The 13,743-nt window shown below is 53.5% G+C and carries 10 protein-coding genes; all 10 read left to right on the forward strand.

All coding sequences use genetic code 11. The annotated features are described in order from the left end of the window. The first annotated feature begins 374 nt into the window (after positions 1-374). The 10 genes from LAO21_20745 (at position 375) to LAO21_20790 (ending at position 13,562) form a co-directional block, all read left to right on the forward strand. Positions 375-1,964: a hypothetical protein gene (locus LAO21_20745; protein MBZ5555149.1), complete on the forward strand. Its 1,590-nt coding sequence runs from the start codon at positions 375-377 to the stop codon at positions 1,962-1,964. Positions 1,965-2,296: 332 nt separating this feature from the next. Then, positions 2,297-2,650: a hypothetical protein gene (locus tag LAO21_20750; GenBank protein ID MBZ5555150.1), complete on the forward strand. Its 354-nt coding sequence runs from the start codon at positions 2,297-2,299 to the stop codon at positions 2,648-2,650. Between the two features lie 423 nt (positions 2,651-3,073). Further along, the gene (locus LAO21_20755; protein MBZ5555151.1) at positions 3,074-3,334 is read left to right on the forward strand and encodes a helix-turn-helix domain-containing protein; all 261 of its coding nucleotides are present in this window, start codon (positions 3,074-3,076) and stop codon (positions 3,332-3,334) included. 305 nt (positions 3,335-3,639) lie between these two features. Continuing rightward, positions 3,640-4,044, forward strand: coding sequence for a hypothetical protein (locus LAO21_20760; GenBank protein ID MBZ5555152.1), 405 nt, complete (start codon positions 3,640-3,642; stop codon positions 4,042-4,044). Next, positions 4,019-5,854, forward strand: coding sequence for a hypothetical protein (locus LAO21_20765; protein MBZ5555153.1), 1,836 nt, complete (start codon positions 4,019-4,021; stop codon positions 5,852-5,854). Before LAO21_20760 ends, LAO21_20765 begins: the two co-directional genes overlap by 26 nt. Positions 5,855-5,872: 18 nt before the next feature. Next, positions 5,873-7,411: a HEAT repeat domain-containing protein gene (locus tag LAO21_20770; protein MBZ5555154.1), complete on the forward strand. Its 1,539-nt coding sequence runs from the start codon at positions 5,873-5,875 to the stop codon at positions 7,409-7,411. A 166-nt stretch (positions 7,412-7,577) separates the two neighbouring features. Next, complete coding sequence (locus tag LAO21_20775; GenBank protein MBZ5555155.1) at positions 7,578-9,161, forward strand: hypothetical protein; 1,584 nt, start codon at positions 7,578-7,580, stop codon at positions 9,159-9,161. Positions 9,162-9,229: 68 nt separating this feature from the next. Then, on the forward strand, positions 9,230-10,795 hold the full coding sequence (locus tag LAO21_20780; protein ID MBZ5555156.1) for a hypothetical protein: 1,566 nt from the start codon (positions 9,230-9,232) through the stop codon (positions 10,793-10,795). Positions 10,796-11,862: 1,067 nt separating this feature from the next. Further along, positions 11,863-12,195, forward strand: a complete 333-nt coding sequence (locus LAO21_20785) for a hypothetical protein (protein ID MBZ5555157.1) — start codon at positions 11,863-11,865, stop codon at positions 12,193-12,195. Between the two features lie 500 nt (positions 12,196-12,695). Beyond that, positions 12,696-13,562, forward strand: coding sequence for a hypothetical protein (locus LAO21_20790; GenBank protein MBZ5555158.1), 867 nt, complete (start codon positions 12,696-12,698; stop codon positions 13,560-13,562). Positions 13,563-13,743 lie beyond the last annotated feature (181 nt).

Here is a 13,743-nt window from a genome sequence, read left to right on the forward strand (position 1 = left end):
TGATTCGATACGAGGTCACTACCAATCGCTATCATGGAACCGTGGACTTGATTGAACAAGCGATTCGGAAACGTCAGAAGCATTGGCGGTCCAACAAGATTCGTGCTCTATGCAAAGTTATTTAATGCCGTTACTATAGTCCGGCGCGGAGGGGAAACCCTTTGATTTGTGGCCAATAATGTTGCGATCGATGTCCGACGCCTCGACGCTTTAAGTCAAATTTCTCTGGACACTGGCAAGCAGATGGTTGCCGATCGTCGCGCTCGACGTCATGATGGAAGAACAGAAGTTCCTGATGCTTCCCTGACAATACCGAGAGCTATCCCAATCAGTCGCCTCCTCTTGTAATCTTATGGAGTCGAAAGGAGAGAACCATGCAGAGCAAAAATGGAATTCGTACTTCCAAATGGCTGGGAGTTGCTTGTGTGATTTCTTTTGTGCTTGTCTTTTTTGCTGATGAGATGTCCTCCCGGATGCAGGATGACAAGAATATCCACGTGGACAAAACACCGGGGGCTTTTCAGGACAGGAGCGAAGCAGCGACCTCGGGTGCTGCCACTCGCAAGGGTATACCCGGTGAGTCGCCGATGCTGCCTGGACATGTCGATCAACGCGAGATTGACAAGGGCGAGCTCCGTTTGGAAGACCTCATCGAAGCAGGTCGCTTTCTCTTTGTGACCCAATTCAACGTGTTGGATGGGTTTGGTCGCCCGGCGGCCACCGGCGACGGCAAACTGACCAAGCGCGTTGCCGGCTCGGCCCCCTTCATGATCCGAACCTCAGCGCCGGAAACCAATTCCTGCGCCGGATGCCATAACCACCCTGTCCCCGGCGGGGCCGGCGATTTTGTGGCCAATGTCTTTGTGCTGGCGCAAGTCCGCGACCCCGTCACCGACTCCGTCTCTGCTGAATTCAGCGATGAACGAAACACGCTTGGCATGCATGGGTCCGGGGCGATTGAGATGCTCGCACGCGAGATGAGCACGGATCTGATCGGGATTCGAGAGGCTGCGAAGAATGAGGCCCGAATGCGCGGCATCCCGGTGACGAAGGCTCTTGTGACCAAAGGCATCAACTTCGGGCAGATTATGGCCGGGCCGGATGGCAGCATCGATACAAGCAAGGTCGAGGGCGTGGATGGCGACTTGATTATCAAACCTTACCACCAAAAAGGGGTGGTGAATTCGGTCCGCGTCTTTACCGTCAATGCCTTCAACCACCATCACGGCATGGAGGCGGTGGAACGATTCGGTCGAGATCGGACGGGCGAAGATGATTTTGACGAGGATGGGGTCGCGGATGAACTTTCGGTAGGAGACATTACGGCGGCCACGATCTTTCAGGTTTCTCTGCCCGTTCCAGGACGTGCCCTGCCTGAAGAACCCGAACTCCGAGACTCGATTAAGCGTGGCGAGACCGCCTTTACCAGGATCGGCTGCGCCGGATGTCATCGCAGTGAGCTGATCCTGAACAATCCGGTTTACAGCGAACCCAATCCCTTTAATCCCGTGGGCAATTTGCGCCCTCAGGATGTTGCGCGTCCCTTCACCTTCGATTTGACCCGGGATGGTCCCAGGCCCCACTTGGAGAGGATTTCCGGAGGTCGGGCGGTGGTCCGCGCGTATACGGATTTGAAGCGCCATAAGATTGCCGACGACGCCGATCCCTTCTTTGCCAATGAGCGAGTCATTCAGGCGGGAGTTCCACTCGATCAATTCATCACCCGCAAGCTTTGGGACGTGGGCAGTTCAGCACCTTATGGGCATCGAGGCGACTTGACCACCATCAGTGAAGCAATTCTCCACCACGCCGGGGAGGCGCGTCCCACGCGGGAAAGCTTCGCGGCGCTCCCTGCCGAGGATCAGGCTGACATTATTGCGTTCCTGAAAACTCTTCAGGTGCTGCCCGAAGGATCGCCCAATGAGATTAGCGTCAAGAGGATCAAGGCCTTCAAAGGGCAATAATAGGTGAAATAGCTTTCCCCGTCCCGGCGCGGTTGTTGGCGTATATGCATCTTCTCCTCTCATGATTAGGATCACATCTTCGCGGGCTGTCGCCGAAATAGAATCGCCGGGTCGGCCCCGACGGATCGGGCCGGCCCACAACGTGAAATCATTTGATTATGTTGTAGGCCCGGTGCCCCCACCGGGCGCCCTCGGGTTTGAATAATGACGAGTGTCAGATCTCTGCAATCGTGAAATGGTGTTTCCTCATTGTCAAGACAGCAAACTTTCTTGATCAATTGCCAAATGCAGAGATCTGACACTCAAAATTTTACTTGGTGGGGGATCCCACGTTGGCGAATCCCACCGTTTCGCAGTGGTTTAATATCGCCGCCTTTTGCGTCCCCGGTACAGCAGGCTGCTCGGGTCCTGCTGTGTTCGGAAATGCGGGGAGAAATATTGTGACCGGTCCCGGCTTTAACAACTTTGATTGGTCGATCATCAAGAGAACCCGCATCCGGGAAACTATGAATGTGGAATCCCGAACGGAATCCTTCGATCTCTTCAACCATCCCAATTTCGGGCAGCCCGGACGAACCGTAGGAACTGCGGCCTCAGGCTTTGGGGTAGTCGGTGGCACTCGTTTTGGTACCGGCGATTCGGGGTCTTCGCGCCAGATTCAGTTTGCGTTGAAGTTCATGTTCTAGGAGGTTTTTGGCGGGACGTAACCTTGGCCGTCCTGCTTGTTACCAGTTTGGAGCGGGGAGAACTCAGGCAGACCCGCCTCGACGATTCGGGATTGCCAGATTCCGAGTCTCCGGGGAGGTGAGGGAACTTCGCTTCAATGTACGCCGATGCTACCTCCTGTGACCAGGGGAGAAACCCTTCTCCCCTGGTTTTTTTACAAGGGAATGGCAATCGGGAATTTGAAATGCGTTAAACACCTGAATTTGAGTCGGCTCCAGAGCGGCTGCCGGAAGCAGAAATCGTGTCGTCCGATTTCTTAGCCTAGCCTTGAGGAAGCCTCTCTGCAGCGAAATAGCGCCCTCCCCCCGTAAATTTCAGAATTCAGGGCCAATGTGGTAGATGGATTATTGAACCGCCATGGGGAAGTGTTGGAGGCCCCCTCCGTGCACTTACAAACTGAATCAATCACCCTTAATGAAGAGCAACTGCTGGAGTTCTATCTGAGCCTATCCCTTCAGAAGCGTTCGGAAGCATTTGCCTCGACCGCTCGAGCCGCAGAAATCGCAGGCCTCTCGCAGCGCACAATTCAATTCTGGATCGAGGTCGGCGCCATCCGCGCCCTTTGTGTGGGAAGGAGATATCAGGTCAGTTTGGATTCGCTGAAGGCCTATCTGAGGGCCAAGGCCGACCGGCAAGCCATCTGACCGGAGGCAAAACTCTTTCGCGCAATTCGCGCATTACGCGCTAGACCTTCGTCCCGCCATTACGTATAAACACGCCTTCACCATCACCAAAGATCGTTGACTCCAGACAAGGTAATTTAACCCTTCAAACATGAGGAGGATCCTCAATCATGACTTTACTCTCATGGAAGCTCTTTGTCGGGACTGCCTCGAAGAGGTCATTCCTTCTAATGGGGATAATGTTCCTTTTTCATTGTCCTGCTTGCGTCTTATTTGCCCAAGCACCTCAACCTCAGAGCCCACTGCCGCCGCCATCGGGAAAGATGATGGAAATGGACAATCATTTACATGGGGTGTTTTATTCCGTAAAAGAAGGATGGAAGTCCACCCTCGTGCTCAACAATGTCATCGGTAGCACCAGTCGTGCTAAGATTACGCTCTACAACAAGCACGGCCAGGCGTTGTCGGTTCCCGAGATAACCCTCAACCCGCATGAAAGTCGATACTTTAGTGTCGCTGAATGGCTGACGGGCGACGACGGGAATATCGATGATTTCTCGGAAGGCAGTGTGGAGGTCTTCTTTCACGGCATCAGCATGAGCCTCGGAGCGCAGCTTGTTGTTTCGGACGAGCGCCGAGGCCTCAGCTTCGATGTTCACTTTGACGAAGATATGGATTTTGTCTCTTCACAGCTCGCTGGTCGTCGTGGGAGCACTCCTCAACAACCATAGCAGGTTCTCATCGACGCTCCGATTTGTTGATTTATCCACCCAGCGCACGACAAGACTCCATGGCGCACACCTGCTGATTGGGAAAGCTAGTGCCGCATCAGGACTGCCAAGCAGCATGACGTATGTTCCACGAGCGACTGTCCGCAACACAACCAATGGTCCCGTCGAGGTCAAGACCACGGTGCGCTTCGCAACTGTCGACGGGCCACAGTCCGTCGAAATCTCCCCCGTTGTACTGACTTCGAACGAAGTTCGTGACGTTGACCTGAGTGCTGTCGTTTCTTCTGTCGGAACAAAAGTGCTCGAAGATGCAGGAATTGAGTTCGAACACAATGGCCAGCCCGGGGCGATCATTGCAGCGGCGGCAAGTGTTGACCAAAGCGGAGGCCGGGTATTTGACGTCCCGGTCAAAGATCCTAAGGGATCTATGTTTGGGGGCGGCAGTTATCCCTGGCGAATCGATGGCGACAATCGTGCGGTGGTCCATCTGAAGAACATCGACCGGATGACGGACGGAAAGCCCCGCACAGCCATCGTGAAGATCTGGTTTGAGGGGGGAAGCTATACCCTTCCGGTATTGCTTGCGGATGCCGGTCAAACCGTTTCGATCGACCTGAAGAAATTGAGAGACGATCAGGTTAAAGACGGCGCTGGTCAAGTCCTTCCGTTGAATGTGAGCAAGGGCCAGCTTGAATGGCACAGCCGAGGGGTGCAAGGGCAGTTTATCGGCCGACTGGTGGAGTACAATCCGACAACAGGTATTTCAAGCAGTTTTAGTTGTGGATTCGTTTGCATGTGTGAAACCACTTACTCTTCAGGCTTCGTGGCCCCATCTTCTTTTTCGGGCTTTCCGGGCGACACGGCAAATTTACAGGCCTTTGAGAACGACTACGATTGCAATGGAACTCCTCTGACTTACAATGTCACTACTCTTGCTCTCTTCACTTCCGGGAATTCTTCCATTGCCTCGGTCAGTGGCTCGACCGCGACATTAGGGACCTCCGGTGGAACAGCGAGCATTAATGCAAGCTGGGATACAACCGTGGTCTTTGGGGCGATGACGTGTGACCAAGAACTTAATGTGAATGGATGTCCGGGCTGTGATTCCCAAGCTTTCTTAGGATCGGGATCCATGACGACAACAACGTCTTTGCCAAAGTTTACTGTTCAATATACCTCCTTTATACCTGTTGACCATATAGATGGACCAAATCCTTGTCCGGATATCGTTGACACATTCGGTAATCCCTATCTCCCGATCATTTACAAGGGTGACGCATTTCGCGGGACTTTTCGGACTGCAGAGTCGCTGCTCATGATTCCGGACGCAAGGCAAAATTCCGCGCCCTTTAGTGATACGGGATTCACAAGAAGCTACAGCTTCGGATCGCCAGCCAGTGGCTCAACGTTGTCCCCGGCAGACGAGGACAATGTCGCAGAGGACTGTAAGCTTTGGAATAATCAAGGCAAAGCGGATACGGTCGGTTTTGTCATCGACCCAACTTATTCTTTGCACCAGGGAACGGTACATTTTTCAGGATCGAAGGGAGATCCTCTTGAGCCTCCTTTCATCCAATCCATCGATTGGGACGTTGTCGTAGTAATCAATACGACAAATCCACATTCCCCCACCGCTTCCGTGAGCGCCTTTCATTCGTGCTATCCAGCTCACCAGATCATAGTGAACGAAACGACAGTCTACCAGTATATCCCACCAAGGAATGATGTTCCCTTCCTGCTCGACTGCCTTTTTTTCCACAGAAACATAGTTACAGGTCTGGTGGGCCCCACGCCTATTGCGCCGCACTGAGGGAATAAAGGAGAGAATATGGATGGTATTCGAACTGCAAAGACAGGACGTTTTCTCTTCATCATCGTGGCATTACAACTCTGTCAACTGCATGCTCAAGGAGCAACTCCTCATCCTCAAGCAACACCATCCCTGCGGGGGTTCTTTCAAGCGCTAGTGGAGCAATACAGCCCTTCCAAGTTACCTAAAGACGAGGACCTAATGAAGGTCACGGAGCAGATCGGGGGCGCACGTCCCGAAGAGATTTCCCAAGCGTTGCCATCGGTTTTTGCGGCACTTGCGCATCAGGATGACGAAGTGAAGCTTCTTGCCGCTGTAGCTGTCGCTGACATTGGCTTGCGCCCGGACAGTGCTGGGCTGTTAAACAATTACATAAACGGCATAGGCAATCTCCTCAACTCGCCCAACGATCGCCTACAGGGTGCCGCCGTACTCATTTTGGGTACGCTGAAGCCGGCCCCTCCACCGAAAGTATGGCCGCTTCTGGTGACGTATTTGAACCGAACCGATCGCAACAAACGTATGCAAGCTGCTGCTGTCTTTTACCTCGCTCGTCATCCTGAAAAACCAGAAGTCTTAGAGGCAATCAGGCAATTCTTGTCACAGGCATTAGATGCTGAAACTAGAATAGGTACTCTAAATGCGATAGGCAATTCGCCGCGACTTCAGGATGCTCAAATCATTCACCTGGTGATTGGGTACTTGAATGATCCCGAAAGTCGGGTCAGACTCACGGCCTTACAAACGCTCACGCGCCTGGGGCAGCATGCGTTGTCGGAAGCCGAGCCCGCTTTGCAGAGTTTAGTTGAACGAACCGACGAGCCTGGTGAGGTTAAGGCCTCTGCAAAGAAGACTCTCCGGGAGCTGGCGCAACGCAGAGTGACCGACCAGCTTGACCGCGAGAGTGCGCAAGATATTTCCAAGGCGTTGCCCTCCATTGTTGTGGCCCTGGCAAGTCCCGACGATCAGGTAAAAAACGACGCGGCTGATGCATTGAACCACATTGCAGCGCGTCCGGATAGCGCTGCGCTATTGAAGAATTACATCAACGACATCGGCAATCTCTTGACATTACCTGACAAGCGTCTGCAGCATATGGGCGCGTTCATGCTTGGGAATCTGAAGCCCGCCCCACCGGCGGAAATCGTGCCTCCATTGTTGGCATTCCTTAACCGCACCGATCGTGATTTAGAGGAACAGGCCGGTGTCGTCTTTTACTTAGCGCGTTCGGCCTCGGGGGATCCAAAGGTCGCAGATGGGATTATCCGCTTTTTGTCGCGGCTGTTGGATGTTAGGACCCGCTTAGATGCTCTTGATGGGTTGGCGGCCGCGCCCATCAAGAACCCTTCCCTCATTGACAGCGTGATTGCATCTTTGCGTGATTCCAATCAGGCGGTCAGACTGGCGGCCGTTCAAACGCTCACACGAATGGGAAAGCAAGCTTTGTTGCAGGCTGAACCAACTCTGAAAAGAGTGGCAGAGAATACCGATGAGCCTGCCGAAGTGAAGGACGCTGCAAAGAAGGCTCTAGAAGAAATCGGCCCACGTAAGAAATGAGAAACACAGAGGCCTATCGGGTCAGAATCGAATCTTTGGCTCGGCGGTTTTGAATTATAGGCCGCTCACAGAATGGCGACCGTTCTGAATGCGGCTTTGAACTTATCCCCCAAGAGTTCCAAGGTATTGCCTTTTGAGTCCTCGTGCAGTCAATAGGAGAAAGAACATGCAGAGCAAAAACGGAGTTCGTACTTCCAAATGGCTGGGAGTTGCTTGTGTGATGTCTTGGGCGCTTGTTTTTTGTGCCAGCGAGATGTCATCCCAGATGCAAGAGGATAGGAATGTCCACGTAGACAAGACACCGGGGGCTTTTCAGAACCGGGACGAAGCAGCGACCTCGACTGCTGCCACTCGCAAGGGCATACCCGGTGAGTCGCCAATGCTGCCTGGACATGTCAATCAACGCGAGATTGACAAGGGTGAGCTCCGTCTTGAAGACCTCATCGAAGCAGGTCGCTTTCTTTTTGTGACCCCATTCAACGTGCTGGATGGGTTTGGTCGTCCGGCCGCCACCGGCGACGGCAAACCGACCAAGCGGGTTCCGGGCTCGGCCCCCTTCATGATCCGCACCTCAGCGCCGGAAACCAATTCCTGCGCCGGATGCCACAATCAGCCTGTCCCCGGCGGGGCCGGCGACTTCGTGGCGAATGTTTTTGTCCTGGCGCAGGTCCGCGATCCCGTCACCGACTCGGTCTCTGCCGAATTCAGTGATGAACGAAATACGCTTGGCATGCACGGGTCAGGGGCCATTGATATGCTCGCACGCGAGATGAGCACGGATCTGATCGGGATTCGAGAGGCTGCGAAGAACGAAGCGCGAATACGCGGCATCCCCGTCGCGAAGGCCCTTGTGACTAAAGGCGTCAACTTCGGACAGATTATGGCCGGGCCGGATGGCAGCATTGATACCAGCAAGGTCGAGGGCGTGGATGCCGACTTGATTATCAAACCCTACCACCAAAAAGGGGTGGTGAATTCAGTCCGGGTCTTTACCGTCAACGCCTTCAACCACCATCATGGGATGGAGGCGGTGGAACGGTTCGGTCGAGATCGGACGGGCGAGGACGATTTCGACGAGGATGGGGTCCCAGATGAACTGTCAGTGGGAGACATTACCGCGGCCACAATCTTTCAGGTTTCCTTGCCTGTTCCAGGACGGGCCCTGCCTGAAGACCGCGAACTCCGAGATTCGGTGAAGCGTGGCGAGACCGCCTTTACCAGGATCGGCTGCGCCGGGTGCCACCGGACGGAGTTGATTCTGAACAATCCGGTTTACAGCGAACCTAATCCCTTTAATTCTCCAGGCAATTTGCGGCCTCAGGATGTGGCGCGTCCCTTCACTTTCGATTTGACCCGGGAGGGTCCGAGGCCCCACTTGGAGAGGATTTCCGGAGGTCGAGCGGTGGTCCGCGCCTACACGGATTTGAAGCGCCATAAGATCGCCGACGAAGCAGATCCGTTCTTCGCCAACGAGCGCGTGGTGCAGGGAGGAGTTCCACTCGATCAATTCATCACCCGCAAGCTTTGGGACGTGGGCAGTTCAGCACCTTATGGGCATCGGGGTGACTTGACCACCATCAGTGAAGCAATTCTCCACCACGCCGGGCAGGCGCGTCCCATGCGTGAGAGCTTCGCGGCGCTTCCTGTCGAGGAACAGGCTGACATTGTTGCCTTCCTGAAAACTCTTCAAGTGCTGCCCGAAGGATCGCCCAATGAAATTAGCATCAAGAGAATCAAGGCCTTCAAATGACAGCAATAGGTGAAACAACTGTTCCCGTCCCAAGATCCAAGGTGCCCGCATCACTCATTCATTGGGGGATGGAAATTCTCCTATTCACGATCGCGGCTTCGGGAATGGCGACAGCTCAAAGTCAAAACAAAGAGGCAGGGGACGCCACCTCGGTACTCGCTCGCGAGCAAAAGAGAGAGGCGGAACGAGCCCGGGCGCTGGTCGAGGGGGTGACCCGATTGCCGTTTGAGTATCGCGCAGACATTCAGCTCACCGCGATCGAGTCAGGACGGACGCGATCTCCTCAATGGGAAGAGAAAATGCTTGACGCGTTGTTTCGAGACGCCGGCCAGGCCCAATATCCTTACAAAGAGAGGGATGCAACCGGTAATAGAGACGCCCGGTCGATGAGCCTGGAGGGGGCCTTCGGCCTGAATCTGGACGGCTTGAGCGTTCGTCTCAGAGTGATCCGCGCGATGCTCAAAAGAGATCCTAAGAAGGCGCGGCGGCTGCTGAACGAGATTCGACTGGGGATCCCCTCTTCTCCGTGTAGTTCAACCATGGTTTATGATGTGTCCGACTATTACAAGGTCTGGACGGAGGTGAGTGCAAGACAGGACAAGAAACAGGAGAAGGTGCAAGCGGACGAGGCCCTTCTTCTTCAGCAGCACTTTTGGGCATTGACTTCGCCAGTGCAACTGACCCCCCTGGCCCATCTCATAACAGGCACTGAGCGACCTCACGATGAACTTAATTCGCTGGCCTACCTCTTTGCTCAACAGCTATACCGCCTGCAGGCAACCGACAGGGAACTGGCTTTCATTGACGGCAAGCAAGAGCTCACCAATGCAATCCGGCAGATAATGGAAAAGAGCGGTAAGCTGGCGCCTGCCATCGTTGAATTGGTGCGCGCCTACCGTGACTTTCTGGTGAGAAGCACCACCCCCGTTCACTGTGCCGACATCACTGCGGACCGGGCACACCTGTTGCTGCAGCTTAACCGAATGCTGGAAGATTTCGCTCATGGAAGCGGAATAGCCGCTCTCAATAAACAGGACCTTGAGGCGTCCAAAACAGGAGATTCCGCCCAGGTGGAGCTAATTCCTGATGCCGGCAAGATCAGTTCCGGATTGCTGGGTCGCATATCCAAAGTTCTGAACGTGGCGTCAGCGATTGACAGTTCGCCATACCCCGGCAATTGGGAGGCAGACGCCGATGAAATGCTCCAACGAATCGTTGCGCTTGATACCTCAAACGGACCGTGTCGTATCTGTCTCTTCTACGAAAAGGAGAGTCTGTTTTTCTTCCTGTTCGCATTAATTCCAGGGGGAACAACAAAGGAGCAAATCCTGGAACATTACATTTCTTTCCTGGCGGATGACCCTGCTCAGATGGACAGCCCGATCGAGTGGCTGTTTCGTTTTAAGATTCTCCTGAACACCTCCCGTAAACCCTCGAAAGAACAGCTGGAGAGCATTGCCAAATTCCAGAAAGGAAGAAAACTCGCGGATCTCCCCGGCGGGCCCAGCGAAATGAGCTCCCGGATGTTGGAGATTTTTAAGCAGCAGAAAAATGAGATCATCCAAGCCTATTTAATGGCAGATGGAACTTTGAAGATTCCCTACGCGTTGCCCCCCTATGTTCGAGCCCAATGAGAGCGCATTCTCGCTCTGATTGGGGTCACGTCTTCGCCAGCTGTTGCCGAAACAGAATCGCCGGGGCGGCCCGCAACGTGAAATCATTTGATAATGTTGTAGGCCCGGTGCCCCCACCGGGCGCTCTCAGGGTTGAGCAGCAGCCCGCGAATAATGACGAGTGTCAGATCTCTGCAAACGGCAATTGGCAATGAGAAGTTCGCTGTGTTCAAAATGAAGAAACTGATGAATGGGGTCTGGTCTTTCCATTCTCCAGTTGAGATGTGGAGTTCCGGAAGATCCCGGCCAAGTGCTGGTCGGTCTCCATTTGGCCTTCGATCCGATGGATGGCCCGGAGTAAGGAACCGTTGGCTTTCGTCTTTCCCTTCGGCCTTCACGAGAACCCATCCTATGTCGTAGCTTACTACATAGGCTATTGCGCGATCTGTAGCAGGAGCTGGATTGGAATTATTGGACTGACAGGGAACCACTATGAGATGTTAGCCAGTGATGAGAATTCGTTGCCAAACCAGGGGCTGACGGTGATCCCCCTCGGGAGCGGGAGTCTGGAGTTCGCCCGATTTCTGGCATACGGCAGGTCTTGGGGAGATGCGCACGGACGACTGAACGCGATAGCCTACTCTTTTGATGGCCGACAGCTTCATAGGATTTGGTCCCGATTGGAGCTCCCTCAAGGGAAGATAACTGTGACTTCAGCCAAAATTATCCTCTCGTTTTTGACCTCGCTCCCATCTTCTTCGCGCGAGCGGATACAAGTGTACACCGTAACCCCCGAGGGAATTCAGCTCCAGAATGCCTCCGAACGACCTGCAAAGTAAATTCCGGTGGCATCATTAATGGTGTCGGAATTGTGCGGTCAGGCTTCCACGTTTCATCATTGTGGCGCAGATCGAGACTTGGCCGAGGCTAAGTCTGCATCGATCACAGACGGCTGCGAAGACCGACAGGGCCTTCCCCTGACACCAACATGAAATGTCGAAGCCCGGCCCATTTTCGACAAGGAACATAGTTATCTATCAACTGGGGCGTCGGATGGTTTCCCGGCCTCGCTGTGCAGGGAGAACTCGATGCGCCTCTTACTACGAATTCTGGAGGACACCATGACGATGAGAATTGATCGATTTACTCGTACTTGTCTGGTCGCGATTTTACTGCTGTTGACGCTGATTGCCGCAAGATCATTGTTCCAGCCTCCCGTCGCTCGCGCGGACGCCGCACCCCAATACAAAACTGAGATCGTCGACCAAGGGTTTCTTGCGACTGACGCTGCTGCTGCCGAAATGATACAGCAGCGTTCCCATGAGGGATGGCAGCTTGTCACAGCCACAGTCTACTGGCGTGAATATAACCAGAAAGGACACATAATTGGGCCGCTCTATCTGCTCGTCTTTCGGAAGTAGGTGCTTGCAGGCGTAGCCCTCGTCCAATTGTTCGGGTTGAGAAAGAATCCGTGCCAGGAGAGGGAGGGTCGCATCTGCAGTTTCCATTCTATCCCTATTGAGCGGCGTCTTTGGGGGCGGTCTCCGTTTTGAACAAGCCCGTTCCGCTTTCGGTTAAACTCGCCTTGCTTCACATCAGGCCTGACATTGAAAGTAGCTTCGGGCGGGATCATTAATATCCTATCATCCCACATCGACCTGAAAAATGGATAATGGATTCTGCTGCAAAACCCCCTGTTTGTTGAAACATTCAATTTCTCGGGGGATCACAAATGTATCCTGACACGATAGAAATGCATTGTAGGCCTTTTAAACGCGATTTACTGACGGTCTATCAGTCTATACCCCCGAGAAATGACATAGGCTTCATTCAGAATTGCCTTTTTTTTCATATAAACCCTGTTATTAATCAGACAGGCCCTACGGATGTCCCGTCGCAGTGAGCGAAGAAACGGAACGAGATGATTAGCATTCGAACGAGAAAGATCGGACGTGTTCTCATCATAATCGTGGCTTTACAGCTTTGCCCACAGCTTACTCAAGCAGTACCTCCTGAGGCTCAAGCGCCTCGTTCTCTTCAGCAGTTCTTTCAGGGATTAGTGGAGCAATATAGTCCTTCCAAGTTACCTAAAGACGAGGACCTAATGAAGGTCACGGAGCACATCGCGGACGGACAACCCGAAGAAATTTCCAGAGCCCTGCCCTCGATTGTTGTCGCACTTGCACATCATGATGACAAAATAAAGCTTTATGCCGCTGTAGCTCTTGGAGACATTGCCTTGCGTCCGGACAGTGGTGAGCTGTTGAAGAAATACCTAAATGCCATAGGCAATCTCTTCAATTCATCCAGCGACCGCTTACAGGGCTCCGCTGTGCTCATTTTGGGCAGCCTGAAGCCGGCCCCTCCACCGGAGGTATGGCCGCTTCTATTGACGTACCTGAACCGGACGGATCGGGACACACACATGCAAGCTGCTGCCATTTTTTACCTCGTCTGGCATTTTCCGCGAAAGCCAGAAGACTTAGACGTGATCGAGCGCTTTCTGTCGCGGCCCTTAGGTGCTGAAACTAGAATTGGCATTTTGACCGAGTTAGCTGGTTCGCCTCTTAAAGATGTTCGCGTCATTGACATGGTGATTAGATCCCTCGATGACCCTGAGCAGTCGGTCAGACTCAAGGCCATACAAACTCTCACGCACTTGGGGCAGCATGCGTTGTTGCGGGCGGAACCCGCCATGAAAAGATTGGCAGAGCGCTCCGATGAGCCTGCCGAAGTGAAGGATGCCGCCCGGAAGGCTCTAAAAGAAATCGGTCCTGGTAAGGATTGAGAAGCAAAGCGGTCTATCGGCTCAGAATCGAACCTTTCGCTTGGCGGTATTAGATTACAGGCTGCTCACATAAAAGCGACCGTACTGAATAGCACTTTGATCTTATTCCCCAGAAGCTCCAAGGTCTTGCCTTTTGAATCCTCGTGCAGTCAACAGGAGAAAGAACATGCAGAGCAAAAAT

The sequence above is a fragment of the Terriglobia bacterium genome (assembly GCA_020073085.1).
Taxonomy (GTDB): domain Bacteria; phylum Acidobacteriota; class Terriglobia; order JAIQFV01; family JAIQFV01; genus JAIQFV01.